Source organism: Methylopila capsulata (genome assembly GCF_016907975.1).
Taxonomy (GTDB): Bacteria; Pseudomonadota; Alphaproteobacteria; order Rhizobiales; family Methylopilaceae; genus Methylopila; species Methylopila capsulata.
Map to the genome: position 1 here is coordinate 492157 of NZ_JAFBCY010000003.1, position 14859 is coordinate 507015.

General features: G+C 70.7%; 11 protein-coding genes. 8 read left to right on the plus strand and 3 right to left on the minus strand.

What is annotated here, in order from left to right; all coding sequences use genetic code 11:
• Positions 1–7: 7 nt before the first annotated feature.
• From JOD31_RS13530 to JOD31_RS13555, 6 genes are all read left to right on the plus strand, one after another.
• Positions 8–2260, plus strand: a complete 2253-nt coding sequence (locus tag JOD31_RS13530) for a xanthine dehydrogenase family protein molybdopterin-binding subunit (RefSeq protein ID WP_204950864.1) — start codon at positions 8–10, stop codon at positions 2258–2260.
• A complete protein-coding gene (locus tag JOD31_RS13535; protein WP_204950865.1) occupies positions 2257–3660 on the plus strand; it encodes an MATE family efflux transporter in 1404 nt (467 codons plus the stop codon). Before JOD31_RS13530 ends, JOD31_RS13535 begins: the two co-directional genes overlap by 4 nt.
• 120 nt (positions 3661–3780) lie before the next feature.
• A complete protein-coding gene (locus JOD31_RS13540; RefSeq protein WP_204950866.1) occupies positions 3781–5424 on the plus strand; it encodes an FAD-dependent oxidoreductase in 1644 nt (547 codons plus the stop codon).
• Positions 5421–5720, plus strand: coding sequence for a UBP-type zinc finger domain-containing protein (locus JOD31_RS13545; protein ID WP_204950867.1), 300 nt, complete (start codon positions 5421–5423; stop codon positions 5718–5720). Before JOD31_RS13540 ends, JOD31_RS13545 begins: the two co-directional genes overlap by 4 nt.
• Before the next feature lie 405 nt (positions 5721–6125).
• Positions 6126–8420: a calcium-binding protein gene (locus JOD31_RS13550; RefSeq protein ID WP_204950868.1), complete on the plus strand. Its 2295-nt coding sequence runs from the start codon at positions 6126–6128 to the stop codon at positions 8418–8420.
• Between the two features lie 352 nt (positions 8421–8772).
• The gene (locus JOD31_RS13555; protein WP_204950869.1) at positions 8773–9591 is read left to right on the plus strand and encodes a transglutaminase-like domain-containing protein; all 819 of its coding nucleotides are present in this window, start codon (positions 8773–8775) and stop codon (positions 9589–9591) included.
• 18 nt (positions 9592–9609) lie between these two features.
• On the opposite strand, the gene JOD31_RS13560 is transcribed toward JOD31_RS13555, so the two are convergent.
• The 3 genes from JOD31_RS13560 to JOD31_RS13570 are packed head-to-tail and all read right to left on the minus strand — an operon-like array spanning position 9610 to position 13243.
• The gene (locus JOD31_RS13560) at positions 9610–11001 is read right to left on the minus strand and encodes a flagellar biosynthesis protein FlgA (protein ID WP_204950870.1); all 1392 of its coding nucleotides are present in this window, start codon (positions 10999–11001) and stop codon (positions 9610–9612) included.
• The gene (locus tag JOD31_RS13565; RefSeq protein ID WP_204950871.1) at positions 10998–11948 is read right to left on the minus strand and encodes an amidohydrolase family protein; all 951 of its coding nucleotides are present in this window, start codon (positions 11946–11948) and stop codon (positions 10998–11000) included. The genes JOD31_RS13560 and JOD31_RS13565 overlap by 4 nt, the downstream gene beginning before the upstream one ends.
• Complete coding sequence (locus JOD31_RS13570) at positions 11945–13243, minus strand: MFS transporter (protein ID WP_204950872.1); 1299 nt, start codon at positions 13241–13243, stop codon at positions 11945–11947. Before JOD31_RS13570 ends, JOD31_RS13565 begins: the two co-directional genes overlap by 4 nt.
• Positions 13244–13399: 156 nt before the next feature.
• Between JOD31_RS13570 and JOD31_RS13575 the strand changes: the two genes are divergently transcribed.
• A complete protein-coding gene (locus tag JOD31_RS13575; protein ID WP_204950873.1) occupies positions 13400–14125 on the plus strand; it encodes a GntR family transcriptional regulator in 726 nt (241 codons plus the stop codon).
• A 239-nt stretch (positions 14126–14364) separates the two neighbouring features.
• Positions 14365–14835 (plus strand): hypothetical protein, encoded by a 471-nt coding sequence (locus JOD31_RS13580; RefSeq protein WP_204950874.1) that lies wholly within the window; start codon positions 14365–14367, stop codon positions 14833–14835.
• Positions 14836–14859: the final 24 nt, after the last annotated feature.

The following is a 14859-nucleotide window of genomic DNA, read 5'->3' on the forward strand; positions in this document are numbered from 1 at the left end:
GACGCCGATGAACGCTCTCACGCCTTTCGATCTCGACGCCGCCACGCAGCTTCCCGCGCCCGACGGCGTCTCCAACCTCTCCCGGCGCCGTTTCCTCGGCGTCGCGGCCGGCGCGCTGGTGCTCGGCGTCGCGCTGCCGACGGGCAAGGCGATGGCCCAGGCCGAGGGCGCCGGAGCGATCGCGCCGAAGCCCGGCACGCGCGTGCCGGCCTTCCTCGAAATCCGGCCCGACGGAACCGTAAAGCTGCTCAGTCCCTTCATCGAGGGCGGCCAGGGCATCAACACCGCGCTGGCGCAGATCGTCGGCGAGGAGCTCGACGTGACCCCCGAGCGCTTCGTGGTGGAGTGCGCGCCTCCAGGGCCGGACTACGCGCTCGTCAACGGCCTCCGGCTCACCGGCGGCAGCTTCTCGACGCGATCGAGTTACGCCGCGATGCGCCGCCTCGGCGCGACCGCGCGCGAGATGCTGATCCGCGCCGCCGCCGCCAAGCTCAAGGTCCAGGACGGCGAACTCGCGACCGAGGACGGCAAGGTGGTCCACGCCGCCTCCAGCCGTTCGATCGGCTACGGAGAGCTCGCAGGCGAGGCCTTGCTGCTGCAGCCGAAGGAGGACGTCGCCCTCCGCGACCCCAAGACCTTCCGCTACATCCGCCAGCCGGTCGCAAGACTGGACGTGCGCGACAAGTCCACGGGGCGCGCGATCTATGCCATCGACCAGAAGGTCGAGGGCATGCTTTACGCCGCCGTCCAGCACGCGGCCGCGTTCGGCACGGAGCCGAAGGCGCTTCTGAACGAGGCGGACGTCAAGGCGATGCCCGGCGTGCACTCGGTCCATCTGCTGCCGGGCGCGATCGCTGTCACGGCCGACACCTGGTGGCGCGCCTGCAAGGCCGTGGAAGCCCTGAAGGCCGACTGGTCGACGCCGGCGGCGCAGGGCGTCGACACCGTCTCGGCCGGGTTCTCGTCCGAGGCCATGCTCGCGGCCCTCAAGGCGTCGGCGGATCCGGGGCTGCCGTCGGAGACCGAGGGCGACGCCGACGCCGCCTTCGCCAAGGCCGCGAAGGTGATCGAGGCCGACTACGACGCGCCCTATCTCGCGCACGCCCAGCTCGAACCGCCCTCCAGCATCGCGCGCATGAACGCGGACGGAACGCTCGACCTCTGGGTCCCGAACCAGATGCCCGAACTGTTCCAGATGATCGCGGGACAGACCGCCGGCCTGACGCCGGACAAGGTGAAGATCCATTCGCCGCTGCTGGGCGGGTTCTTCGGCCGGCACTTCATGTACGGCCCCGCGAACCCCTTCCCGCAGGCGATCCTGCTCGCGAAGGCGACGGGTCGGCCGGTCAAGGTGCTGTGGTCGCGGGAAGAGGAGTTCCTCAACGACGCCATCCGCCCGCTGAGCTTCAGCCGCTTCCGCGCCGCGCTCGACGGCGCCGGAAACCCGACCGCGATCGACGTCCGCACCGTCGGCGAGGGCCCGATCGGCCGCTGGTTCGGCGCGATCTTCAAGGCGCCGGTGGACTCGTCTGCGGTCGAGGGCATCGTCGAGAAGCCCTACGCCATCCCGAACCGGAAGATGGCGTTCGCCAAACTCCCCCACCCCGTCACCATCGCGTTCTGGCGATCGGTCGGGCATTCGATGAACGACTTCTTCTACGAGAGCTTCCTCGACGAAATCGCGGCCGCCGGAAACAACGACCCCTACGCGCTCCGGCTCGCGCTGCTGAAGGACAAGCCGCGCCATCTGACCTTGCTGAAGACGGTCGCCGAGCTTTCCGGCGGCTGGACGCGCGGCCCCTACGAGGTCGACGGGGTGAAGCGCGCCCGCGGCGTCGCCCTGGCCTCGCCGTTCGGGTCCGAGACCGCGACCATCGCCGAGGCGTCGATCGAAGACGGCGCGGCGCGCGTCCACCGGCTCTGGATCGCGATCGACCCCGGCTCGATCGTGAACCCCGCGATCGTCAAGGCGCAGGTGGAGTCCGCCGCGGCGCTCGGGCTCTCCTCGGCCCTGTTCGAGCAGGTCGTCTACAAGGACGGCGTCCGGCAGCAGAAGAACTACGACAGCTACAAGATCCTGGCGCGCGACCACATGCCCGAGGTGCACGTGGCGATCGTCGAGAGCGGCGCGCCCATGGGCGGGATCGGCGAGCCCGGCCTTCCCGGCGTGCCGCCCGCGGTCGCCAATGCGCTCGCGGCGCTGACCGGCGAGCGCATCCGCAGCCTGCCGATCGCGAAAGCGAAGCTGTCGGGGGTATGAGCGCCACGGCGGTCCAAGGCTCGACGCCCGCTTCGCTTGCGCTCGACCCGCGGACGCTCGCGCTCCTCAACGACCCCGTCGCGCCGCTGATCCTGCGGATGGCGTGGCCGAACCTCGTGGTCATGCTGCTGCAGGCCTCCACGGGCCTGATCGAGACCTACTGGGTCGGACGACTTGGGCCGGACGCGCTGGCCGGCATGGCGCTGGTGTTTCCGCCCTTCATGCTGATGCAGATGCTGTCCGTCGGCGCCATGGGCGGGGGCGTGTCGTCCGCGGTCGCGCGGGCGCTCGGCGCCGGCCGCCGGGAGGACGCCGACAAGGTCGTGTCCCACGGCGTCGCGCTGTTCGCCGGGCTCGGCCTCGCCTTCTCCGCCCTGATGCTCGCGTTCGGCGAGCCGTTCTACCGCCTGTCGGGCGCGGAGGGCGGCGCGCTCGAGGCGGCGCTCGCCTACTCCGACGTGGTGTTCGCCGGCACCGTGCTGCTGTGGGTCATGAACGCGCTCGCCAGCGCGCTGCGCGGCACCGGCGACATGCTGGTCCCGGCCGGCGTCGTCTGCTTCGGCGTCGTTCTGATCGTGCCGCTCTCGCCCCTGCTGATCTATGGGTTCGGACCCCTCCCCGGCCTCGGCGTCGCCGGCGGCGGGTGGGCGATCGTGACGTTCAACGCGCTCGGCTGCGGCTTCCTGCTGTGGTACGCGCGCTCCGGCCGCAGCGTGGTGCGCCTCACATGGTCGCCGCTCGAATGGCGCCCCATGGCGGAGATCCTGAAGGTCGGCGCGCTCGCCTCGCTGACCTCGATCCAGACCAACCTGATCTTCATCGTGGTCACCGCTCTGGTCGGCCACGCCGCAGGGGCCGCGGCGCTCGCGGGCTACGGCACCGGCGCGCGGCTCGAATACCTGCTGATCCCGCTCGCCTTCGGCTTCGGCGCGCCGCTGGTGCCGCTTGTCGGCACGAACGTCGGCGCCGGGGCCGTCGACCGCGCGAAGCGCATCGCCTTCACGGGCGCGGCGCTCGCCTTCGTCGCCGCGGAGCTCATCGGCGTCGCGGCGGCGCTCGTTCCCGCAGCCTGGCTCGGCCTGTTCAGCGCCGACGCCGCGATGATCGACGCCGGCGCCGCCTATCTTCGGATCGCCGGCCCGGCCTACGGCTTCTTCGCCTTCGGCATGGCGCTCTACTTCGCGGCCCAGGGCGCGGGACGCCTCGGCAGGCCGCTCGCCGTCACGCTCGTCCGGACGCTGCTCGCGATCGGCGGCGCAGCGCTCGCCTTCGTGTGGGCCGCCCCGCTCTGGACGATGTTCGCCGCGGTGTCGCTCGCGCTGGTCGTTTATGGCGTCGCGATGGGCCTTCTCACCGCAGGCACGGAATGGGGCGCCGAACGCCCGCGCGGGCGTCGCTAGCGAGGGCGCAGCTCAACCTGTCGGCGGCTCAGCGCGACGAGGATGGCTCACGCGCAGAAAACGGTGTCCTCCGCGATTCCGAGGTGAAAGGATCGACCCGGAGCGCCACCGGAGAGCGGCATGAGCACGGTCGATACGCGCGAGCACCAGATGTTTCCCGTGCTCAGCGCGCCGCAGATCGAGACGGCGCGGCGCTTCGCCAGCGGGCCCGAAACCCGGTTCGCCGCCGGCGACGTGCTTTACGCCATCGGCGCCCATGGCGCGCCGGCATGGCTGGTGCTCGAGGGATCGATCGACGTCGTCCGCCGCGACGGCCTGAGCCGCGAAGCCGTCATCACCATCCATCGTCCCGGCCAGTTTTCCGGCGAGGTGAACCAGCTCGCGGGCCGTCCCTCGATCGCGGCGGGACGCGCGGGGCCGGACGGGTGCGTCGCCCTGCCCTTCGATCCGCCGCACCTGCGGGCGCTGATGATTGGGTCGGCCGATGTCGGGGAGCTGGTCATGCGCGCTCTGATCCTGCGGCGGGTCAGCCTGATCGAGGAAGGCGGCGCAGGCACCATCCTGGTGGGCGTGCCGGGCAGCCCCGACATGCTGCGCCTGCAGGACTTCCTGGGCCGCGGCGGCCTGCCCAACCTCGTGCTCGACGTTCGGGCGGATGAAGAGGGGCGCGCGCTGGTGGAGCGGGCCGGCGTGCCGCCGGAGGAGCTGCCGCTGGTGGTCTGCCCCAACGGGCCGGTGCTCCGGCGCCCGAGCAACGAGGAGCTCGCCGCCTGTCTGGGCGTCGTCCCGGCGATCGATCCCGACCGCCTGTATGATCTGGCGGTCGTCGGGGCCGGCCCCGCTGGGCTTGCGACCGCGGTCTATGCGGCGTCCGAGGGTCTATCGGTGATCGTGCTCGATTCACGCGCCATGGGCGGACAGGCCGGCGCCTCCGCCCGGATCGAGAACTACCTCGGCTTCCCCACCGGCATCTCCGGACAGGCGCTCGCCGGACGCGCGTTCAACCAGGCGCTGAAGTTCGGCGCCGAGATCGCGATACCGGTCGCGGTGGAGAAGCTGGAGTGCGACCCGTCCGGCCTGACGCTGCTGTGCGCCGGCGACCGTCGCGTGAAGACCCGCTCGGTGGTGATCGCGTCGGGCGCGCGCTACCGCCGGCCCGACATTCCCAACCTCGCCGAGTTCGAGGGCGCCGGCGTGTCCTACTGGATTTCGGCCATCGAGGCGCGGCTGTGCGCCGGCGAGGAGGTGGTCCTGGTCGGCGGCGGCAACTCCGCCGGCCAGGCCGTCGTGTTCCTCGCCCCGCACGTGAAGACGCTCCACCTCGTCGTACGACGCGATCTGGCGCAGACGATGTCACGCTACCTGATCGACCGGATCGCCGCGCTCGCCAACGTCGAACTCCATGTCGGCAGCGAGATCGTCGGGCTCGAAGGCCGCCGCGAGACCGGGCTCGCCGCGGCGACGTTCCGCGACCGCGACGGGACGCTTCATCGGCGCGCGGCGCGCCACGTGTTCCTGTTCATCGGCGCCGACCCCAACGCCGATTGGGCGCGCGGCTGCGTCGACACCGACGCCAAGGGCTTCGTGCTCACCGGGTCCGGAGCGTCGCCGCTGGAGACCAGCCGGCCCGGCGTCTTCGCCATCGGCGACGTGCGCGCCGGCTCCACCAAACGCGTCGCCGCGGCCGTCGGCGAGGGCGCGGCCGTGGTGGCCCAGATCCACGCCCTTTTCGCTGAACAGGCGGCGCAGGAGAGAACCGGATGAGCTGTTCGCACATGAGGACGATCCACGACGTCGCCCCCAGCGCCAGGGGCTGCGAGGAGTGTCTGAAGATCGGGAGCGCCTGGGTGCACCTGCGGCTCTGCCGCGCGTGCGGCCATGTCGGCTGTTGCGATCAGTCGCCGCATCGCCATGCCCGCGCGCACTTCGAAGCCACGGCGCATCCGATCGTCGAAGGCTACGACCCGCCGGAAGGCTGGGGATGGTGCTACGTCGACGACACGGAGGTCGAGCTGCCCGACCAGACGCCTCAGCAGGGCCCGATCCCGCGCTTCGTCTGACGGGCGCGACGGGCCGCTCAGCGGCCGGGGGCTTCCACCTTACGAGCTTCGACGCCGGCCTGTTCGAGTCGAGCGCGAGAAATCGCGCCCGACTCCGGCCGCCGACGCTCGCCAGCGCAACCGAATGATCGGACCCGCCTTGGAGGCGCCGCGCCCGGCGGAAAAGCTGGGAGCCGCTCCACCCGTCTCATTGGATCTTTTATGGATGGTTATGGACTTATTTCGGTATTGACGACATCGCATGTCGTCGGCCACGATCGGCTGGCATCAGCGACCGACGACGTCGCGCGAACCGCCGCTTGCGACCTGTCTTCGCAAAGGTGACCGGAGCCGACGCCCGAAGAGCGTCGCGTCCGTGACCAGCTGTCGCCGAGGGCGATCCGCTGAGCTTGGGGGAAATGTCTCATGGCTTACTGGCTGGCCCTGACCGAAAAGAACGATTCCAGAGCCTTCTGGACCTCCGGCCAAGCCGTGGACATCTGGGCGCTCGGGGGCAACGACACCGTGCATGGCTCCCACTTCGGGGACACGCTTCGCGGACAGGATGGCGACGACTCCCTGATTGGCGAGAATGGAAACGACCTTCTCGACGGCGGCGGAGGCAACGACACGCTCAGAGGTTACGCGCACAACGACACGCTCGAAGGGTATTCGGGCGTAGATCTCCTGGTGGGAGACGAGGGCGACGACGTGGTCTTCGGCGGCGACGACCGCGACACGATCGACGGCGGGTACGGCTTCGACACCCTCTATGGAGACAACGGCGACGACCTCATCAACGGCGTCTTCGACGACGACTACATCGCGGGCGGCTGGGGCGTCGACGAGCTTTACGGCGGGAGCGGAAACGACCGCATCTACGGCGATTACGAGAACGACGCGCGCGGCGACGGCGACAGCCTGTACGGCGGCGATGGGCGGGACACCATCTTCGGCAACGGCGGCGCCGACACGATCTACGGCGACGGATCCGAAGACCAGGCGTCCGCAGCGACCGACGATTTCCTGATCGGCGGCAGCGGCGTCGATTTCATCGTCGGCGTCTGGGGAAACGACACGATCCTGGGCGGGGCCGACGGCGACAATCTCTATGGCGGCGCGGGCAACGACACCGTCTGGGGCGGCATGCGGGGCGCAGAGGCCTACACCGGGAACGACTCGATCAGCGGCGATGAAGGCGACGACGTTCTCTATGGCGAGGACGGCAACGACACGATCCACGGCAACGCCGATCAGGACCGCATCTATGGCGACGTGTTCTACGCGGCGGGCGTCGTGTCGGGAAATGACTCCCTGTTCGGCGACGCCGGCAACGACACGATCTTCGGCGACAGCGACAATGCTGCGGTGTTCGGCGGCGACGACACCCTTTTCGGCGGCGTCGGCTACGACCGGCTCTACGGCGAAAACGGCAACGACCTGCTCAAGGGCGGAGCGCACGGAGACACGCTTTACGGCGGCGCCGGCGACGACAAGCTCTACGCCTACAGCGACGGCCTGATCCTGATCATCGGCGACACCTACACCGATTGGCTCTATGGCGGGGCGGGCCGGGACACGCTGGTCGGCGACAGCGGGGCCGACCAGTTGCTCGGCGAGAGCGACTCCGACAGGCTCTCGGGAGGCGGCGGCGACGACACGCTCCGGGGCGGCGACGCGGCGGACACGCTCAACGGCGGCAGCGGCGCGGACTACGCCGTCGGCGACGCCGGAAACGACCAGCTCTACGGCGACGCCGGCCGCGACACGCTTTACGGCGGCGCGGACCAGGACGAGCTCTACGGCGGCGCGGACGCCGACGACCTGCAGGGCGGCGTCGGCGACGACGTCCTCGTGGGCGGCGCCGGCGCGGACCGGCTGGACGGCGGGCGACCGGCCTCGTTCTTCCCGCTCGGCGGCTGGGGCGTCGACAGGGTCGACTACGCGGCGTCGGCGGAGGGCGTGCGCGTCGATCTCCGGACCGGCGTCGGGCTCGGCGGCGACGCCGAAGGCGACCTGCTGTTCAACATCGACGACATCACGGGGTCCAACGCCGGATCGAACCGGCTCACCGGCTCGAGCGGCGCCAACAGCCTCGGCGGCGGCTCCGCCGCCGACACGCTTCTCGGGGGCGCCGGCGACGACCTGTTGAACGGCTACGGCGGCGCGGACCTCATCGACGGCGGCGACGGCGTCGATACGCTGAGCGTCTGGGCTCTGTCGGCGACGGGCGCCACGGTCAATCTCGCCACGGGGCTCGGCTCGGGCGGACTGGCGGAAGGCGACCGCTACCGCAACATCGAGAACGTCGTCGGCACCTGGAGGAACGACACCATCATCGGCGACGGCGGAGCCAACGTGCTCACCGGCCAGACGGGCGCCGACGCCTTGACCGGCGGAGGCGGAGCCGACGTCTTCCAGTTCAACGCGAACGACAGCACGCTCGCCGTGTCCGGGCGCGACACGATCCTGGATTTCAGCCGGGCCGACGGCGACAAGATCAATCTCGCGACCATCGACGCAAACGCGGGAGCCGCCGGCGACCAGGCGTTCAGCTTCGTGGGCGCGGCGGCCTTCTCCGGCGCCGCCGGACAGCTGCGCGTGGAGCGGAGCGGCGCGGACTTCTATGCGTTCGGCGACGCGAACGGCGACGCCGTCGCCGATGTCAGCATTCTGCTCCGCAACGTCGCGACTCTGGGCGCCGTCGATTTCATCCTGTAGCGGCCCGGTCGCCGTCGGCGGGCGCGCGACGCCGCGCGGCTGGACCGACGTCGGTCACGGCCGCGCCTGAGGGCCTCCGACCTGGTCGCGACGACCGAGGTCGACGCGGCGCACGCCGGCAAGCGCGCGTTCGACCCCGGCGAGAGGGCGCCCCCCAGGGGCCCGCCCGGCGCCCGCGCGACCGATGGCGACGTCCCGATCGAGCCCCGCACCGGCGCGAGGCGAACGCGCCTCTGGCCCGCGACGTTTGCCGAGCCGAGGCCGGCAATCTCTGCTAACAAGAGGAGACGCGGACACATTCGCCCCGACGGCAGCATCTCGTCAGCGCCCCTTCCTCGATCGAAAGCGCATTATGCTGATCCGCTACGGCTATGAGATCAATTTGCACTGCCAGGCGCCGACGCCCATGGTCTGCCTGCTCTCAGTGCACGACGACCGCGCGGCCGACGTGCGCGCGGTCGAGAGGGTCTTCACGACCCCGATCATTCCGACGACGACCTACCGCGACCTGTTTGGAAACCGCTGCCGGCGGTTCGTGGCGCCGGCCGGCGACTTCACGCTCTGGGGCGACGCAACGATCGAGGACAGCGGCCTGCATGACGAGGCGGTCCTCGACGCCGCGGAATGGCCGGTCGCCGACCTGCCGGACGAGACGCTGGTCTACCTCATGGGCAGCCGCTACTGCGAGACGGACGAACTGAGCCAGGCGGCCTGGGACCTGTTCGGCCATCTCACGCCGGGCTGGGGCCGCGTGCAGGCGGTGTGCGATTTCGTCAACCAGCACATCGCGTTCGACTACCAGCAGGCGCGCTCGACCCGCACGGCGCTCGGCGCCTTCAGGGAGCGCGTCGGCGTGTGCCGCGACTTCGCGCATCTCGCCGTCGCGCTCTGCCGCTGCCTCAACATCCCGGCCCGCTACGTCAACGGCCACCTCGGCGACATCGGCGTGCCGGTGGTCGACCCCATGGACTTCAGCGCCTGGATCGAGGTCTATCTCGGCGGCGCCTGGCGCACCTTCGACCCGCGCAACAACATCCCCCGCATCGGCCGCATCGTGGTCGCCCGCGGCCGCGACGCCGCGGACGTCCCGCTGATCAACTCGTTCGGCCCGCACACCCTGACCTCGTTCAAGGTCTGGACCTACGAAGTGGATCAGGCGCCGGTCTACTGAGCGGCGCCTGCCGCCCGGTCAGGTCTCGGCCCCGAAGAACCGCTCGTCCTGCCGGCGCCGCATCACGTAGAGCGGCGCCGCCTCGTCCATCTCGAGGTCGCCGAGCGTCACCGAAGCGCCGGCCGGAAGGTCGCGCCGCAGGCGGCGTCCCGCGATGAGGTAGTACGGCGCGGGGCGCTCCGCCGCGAGCGGCGCGGCGTCGATCAGCTCGGGGCCCACGCCGTCGATGGTGTGGTGATGGCCTTCCGCCGCGAGCAGCGTTCCCTTGGCGAGCGGCTTGGTCGTCCGGCCGACGAGGTCGACCACCGGCGTCGGCGTCCCGCCGACCGAGACGCCGTTCACCACCGCGTCGAGCAGGCTGATCGGCGCCTCGACGCCGAGCAGGTGGCGCGGCAGCCACAGCATCGCGGCGTCGCCGCCGCGGCTCATGGTGTGGCCCTTGCCGGCGAGGATGCCCCAGGTCTCGGCGTCCTCGCACCGCACCACCACGAACACGCCGCCCGCGAACGAGATCTCGCCCGGCGCCCGCAGGCAGTTGAACACGTCGAGACGGCGTCCGCCCGAGAGCAGGCCGCCCCGCGCCTGCTCCTCGAACACGGTCGCGACCTCCTGGATGCGGGCGATCGGCACGTGGAACGGCGCGACGTCCGGCTTGAGGCCGGTGGCGTTCGCGACCACCGCCATCTCGCAGAGGTCGGGCACCGCCCGCTGCGGCAACGCCGCGGCGCCTGCCGCCCGCTCGGCGACGACGTCAGCGACCGCGCGGTCGCCAAGCTCCCACGTCGCGCCGAAGCCCGGCGCGTCCGCGGAGCGATCTTCGCTCGTCAGTCTCTCGGTCGCGGGGTCGAACACGAAGTCGTACTCGCTCGCCTTGCCGGCGGAAATGATCGGCAGCCCCAGCGTCTCCGCCCAGGTGACGAGCCCGATCAGCAAGGCGGGCTGGTCGCCGTCGACCGGCGTGCAGACCAGACCACGGTCGGCCGCCACCGCCGCGAGGTAGGAGCCGACGACGGAGTCCGTCTCCTTGGTGACGAGCGCCACGTGCTTGCCGGCTTCGAGGCTCGCCAGCGCGTGGACGGCGCCGGCCTCCGGGTGGCCGCTGGCCTCGACCACGATGTCGATGGGCAGGCCGAGCGCGACGTCGAGGTCGCCTGCGGCGATCACGCGCCCTGCGGCCCAAGCGGCCTCGGCTTCCGCGCGGGTCTCGCAGAGCGCGATCGCGCCCTCCGCCGCCCCGGTGGCGCGGAGGGCCTCCGCGGCGCGCGCGGCCGTGACGTCGATCGCCACGCGCACGCTCATCAGCGTCATCCGGCCGCCCTGGGCCAGCAGCGACCGCCCGAAGGCGCCCGCGCCGACGAGGGCGACCTCGATCGGGCGCTCGGCCCGTGCAAAACGACGGTGGCTGTTCATGAGGCTTTCGCGATGCTGGGCGAGGCCGCGGCGAGGCGCGGGCGGTAGATCCGGACGGCGGTCTCGAAGAACATCTCGCGCTGGTCGGCGGCGCTCCACGGCGCCGCGATCTCGCGGAACCCGTCGAAGATCTCGCGGTAGCTCGCGAGCATGCCGTCGACCGGGAAGTTCGAGCCGAACATCGTGCGCTCGGGACCGAACAGCTTCAGGATCGTGGTCACCACCTCGGCGTTGTCGGCCGCCGTCCACGGCCGGCCGGCGATGCAGAGGCCGGAGATCTTGACCGCGACGTTGGGCCGTCTGGCCAGCGCGGCCATGCCCTCGGTCCAGCCGTCGAGCGTCGCGCGCGCGCGGTCGCCCGGCACGCCGGCGTGGTTCACGATCAGCGTCGTTTCGGGGAAGTCGCGCGCGAGCTCCGCGGCCTCCGCGAGGTTCCACCACGGCGTCTGCAGGTCGAAGTGCAGACCGTTCGCCGCGAGCAGGGCGTAGCCCGCCCGCCAGCGCTCGTCCGACATCGTCGTCCGGCGGCCCTCGGCGACCTCGGCGGGCGAGTTCGCGCCGACCGGCTTGTGGCGCACGCTGCGCACCAGCGGAAAGGCGGCTTGGCCTGCGAGGACCTCCGCGACGTCGTCGCGGTCGAGCCAGGCTTGGGCCACCATCGCGTTCGGCAGGCCGCAGGCGTCGGCGACCTGATGAACATACGTCGTCTCGCCGATCGGGTCGGTCGGGCTCCACTCCGCCTCGACATAGACCGTCGCGACGATGTTGACGCCTTCGGCGTCGCGGCGGAGGTCGTCCGGCAGGTAGTCCCGCTTGATGGCGCTGTAGTCGCCGTAGCGGTGAGGCACGATCAGGTCGCCCGAGAGCCAGGGGTAGTCGTTCCTCTTCGGCTCCCAGACGTGGTGGTGGGCGTCGATGATGGGTCCGTCATAGAGGCGCGCGGTCATGCCCGCGCCTCCGCGAGCGCCGGCTGGGCTCCGTGCGGCCGGAAATCGATGACCAGCGAGCCGATGAGATAGACCAGCGCGCAGAAGGCGAAGTAGGCGATGACCGCGTCGAAGCCGCCGGTCCACTGCACCAGGAACCCAATCAGCAGGGGCGCGGCGATGCCGCTCGACGTGCCGGCGAAGTTCATGACGCCGCCGACGAGGCCGATGCGCTCCTTCGGGGCGAGCATGGCGGGGATCGTCCAGTACAGGCTGCCGAAGAAGTGGAACATCACGGTGACCGCGAGCAGGGCGACCGCGCTGACCGGATCGGTGACGTAGGGCAGCGCGAGCAGGCCCGCCAAGGCGACCGATCCGGACACGCCGAACAGGATCTTGAACGCCACGTCGCGCGGCAGGCGCTTCTGCAGCCAGTCGGCGAGCGTGCCGGAGACGATCGCGCCGACGGCGCCGGCGGAGAAGATCGCGAAGGTCGCGTAGCCCATGCCCTTGAGGTCGAAGCCGCGGGCGGCCGACAGATAGTTCGGGCCCCAGGTCACGAGGCCGAAGAAGATCATCGTCCAACCGATCCGGCCGCAGATCATCGCGACGAAGGTGCGGCGGGACATGTGGCGTTCCTCGTCCGCGGCGCCGACGAGAGCCGCGTTCTTCGCCGCGATCGCCTCGAGCTCGGCCTCGTTCACGTCCGGATGCTGCTCCGGGCGGTTGCGGATCTGCCAGATGACGAAGGCGCCGACGACCAGCGTGAGCAGGCCGACCGTAAGGAAGGCCAGACGCCAGGAGCCGAAGAACACGATGAGGGCGGAGAGCAGCAGGCCGCCGAAGGCGGAGCCGAGCGGCGCGCCGGAATCGATCAGCGTGATCGCCCGGGAGCGCTCGCCAACGGGCATCCAGGCCGCGACCAGCTTGCTCGCCGTCGGCATGTAGGGCGCTTCGAACACGCCGAGGCCGATGCGGGCGAGCATCATGGTGACGCCCCCGGTCGCGGCCGCGGCGAGGCACTGGAACGAGCCCCAGAGCGCCGTCGCCCAGCCCAGAACCTTGCGGCCGCCCCAGCGGTCCGCCGCCCAGCCGCCCGGAATCTGGAAGCCGCAGTAGGTCCAGAAGAACGACGACAGGATCAATCCCTGCATCGCCGGCGACAGGTCGAACTCCTTGCCGATCACCGGCAGGCCGACGGACAAGGCGATGCGGTCGATGCAGTTGATCGTGTAAAGCACGAACATCAACGCGACGACGCGCCAGCGCACGTTCGTCGGACGGGCTGCGCCCGCCGTGGAGACAGTGGAAGCCATCATGTACCCTCCCCAGCGGCCCCCTCGGTTCGATGTGGGAGGCCATTTTGGTATACCAAAACTGACCCAATGCGGCCGTGACGTCAACGTCTCGTTACAATCTGCTCTAACCTCCGGCATGTAGGCCGATCTCGATGTTGTTTTATCGGTATACCAATGAGTGACACGCTGAGGACCGCCCGCCAGCCTGAGCCGGAGGCCGCGCCTGCGGGATCCCCGCTCGCGGCGCATGTGGTCGAGCGTCTGCGGGACCTGATCGTCACGGAGGAACTGCCGCCCGGCGCGCCGCTGCGGGAGCGGGCGCTGGCCGAGCGGCTCGGCGTCTCCCGCACCCCGCTCAGGGACGCCCTGAAGGCTCTGGCGACGGAAGGGCTGGTGACGATCGAGCCGAAACGGGGCGCCGTCGTCGCGCCCTTCTCGGAAGCCGCGGTCGCCGAGAAGCTCGACGTGCTGGCCGCGCTCGAGGGTTTCGCAGGCGAGCGCGCGGCGGAGGCGGCGACGGAGGCCGAGATCGCCGAAGTGCGGGCGCTGCACCACGACCTGCTGGCCGCGTTCGAGCGCCGCGACCGCACGGCCTACTTCCACCTCAACCAGGCGATCCATCGCGCCCTGGTCGCAGCGGCGCGCAACGCCACGCTGACGGCGCTGCACGCCCAGCTCAACAGCCAGCTCTACGCCTACCGCTGGCGCGGCAGCGCCGACCTGACGCTCTGGACCACGGCGATCGCGGAGCACGCGCAGTTGGTCGATCTGCTCTCACGCCGCGACGCCGCCGGGCTGTCGGCCGCGCTGCGCGCGCATGTGGGCAGCACCTGGCGGCAGCTCCGGCGCAAGGGGGACGCGGGCGGAATCCCTCAGGCCGGAGCGAGCGTCGGCGACTGAAGCGCCTGTTCGCCGTAACTGGAGCACGTGAACCACCGCCGTCATGCCGGCCGTAGTGCCGGCATCCAGAACCGCGGACGGCGCGTCATGACTGGATACGACGGGGTTTATGGGTCCCGGCGCTTCGGCCGGGACGACGTGGAGCGTGCTTCAGCCACGAACCGTCGAAGCGCGGCGGAACCGCTCGCGACCGTCGCTTGAGGCAAGACTTCATAACTTATCGGACGTCGGAGGACTTCGTGCGCACACTCTATGAAGGCGAGATCTTCGCGGACTACTTCCAGATCTATCTGCGCGACGAGGATCACGCCGAGCTGCCTGAGGATTACTCGGACGAGAGCATCGCCCGCCGCGTCGTGGCGGGCGCCCATGGAATCGTCGTTCACACCGCCCGCAACATGAGCGTGCCGGTGCGCGTCGAGTGGCTCGACCAGCGCCCCGCGCCGGATATCGACGCTTTTGACCACGTGGCCGACGCCGGGTTCAGCTCTCCGACCGGACGCCTCGTTCTCGCCGGCATGACCGACGATGAAGCGACGGCGCCGCGCCTCGCCGTCCCCGCAGGACCGATCGGCCTGCGCGTGAGCTTTTCCGGCCTCGACACCTTGAGCGACGACGGGCTCGACGGCGCGGATCGATACCTCGTTCAGCTTTGGCCGGAGTCGGAGTGTCCGCCCCTGCTTGTCCTGAAGGCCTCGCCCCTCGGGTAAGAGCGCAGTCGCGCCGGGATGACG

Excerpts from the sequence above, each read along its gene's own strand:
- JOD31_RS13530 (WP_204950864.1), top strand. The coding sequence starts at position 8 with ATGAACGCTCTCACGCCTTTCGATCTCGACGCCGCCACGCAGCTTCCC.
- JOD31_RS13535 (WP_204950865.1), top strand. The coding sequence starts at position 2,257 with ATGAGCGCCACGGCGGTCCAAGGCTCGACGCCCGCTTCGCTTGCGCTC.
- JOD31_RS13540 (WP_204950866.1), top strand. The coding sequence starts at position 3,781 with ATGAGCACGGTCGATACGCGCGAGCACCAGATGTTTCCCGTGCTCAGC.
- JOD31_RS13545 (WP_204950867.1), top strand. The coding sequence starts at position 5,421 with ATGAGCTGTTCGCACATGAGGACGATCCACGACGTCGCCCCCAGCGCC.
- JOD31_RS13550 (WP_204950868.1), top strand. The coding sequence starts at position 6,126 with ATGGCTTACTGGCTGGCCCTGACCGAAAAGAACGATTCCAGAGCCTTC.
- JOD31_RS13555 (WP_204950869.1), top strand. The coding sequence starts at position 8,773 with ATGCTGATCCGCTACGGCTATGAGATCAATTTGCACTGCCAGGCGCCG.
- JOD31_RS13560 (WP_204950870.1), bottom strand. The coding sequence starts at position 11,001 with ATGAACAGCCACCGTCGTTTTGCACGGGCCGAGCGCCCGATCGAGGTC.
- JOD31_RS13565 (WP_204950871.1), bottom strand. The coding sequence starts at position 11,948 with ATGACCGCGCGCCTCTATGACGGACCCATCATCGACGCCCACCACCAC.
- JOD31_RS13570 (WP_204950872.1), bottom strand. The coding sequence starts at position 13,243 with ATGGCTTCCACTGTCTCCACGGCGGGCGCAGCCCGTCCGACGAACGTG.
- JOD31_RS13575 (WP_204950873.1), top strand. The coding sequence starts at position 13,400 with ATGAGTGACACGCTGAGGACCGCCCGCCAGCCTGAGCCGGAGGCCGCG.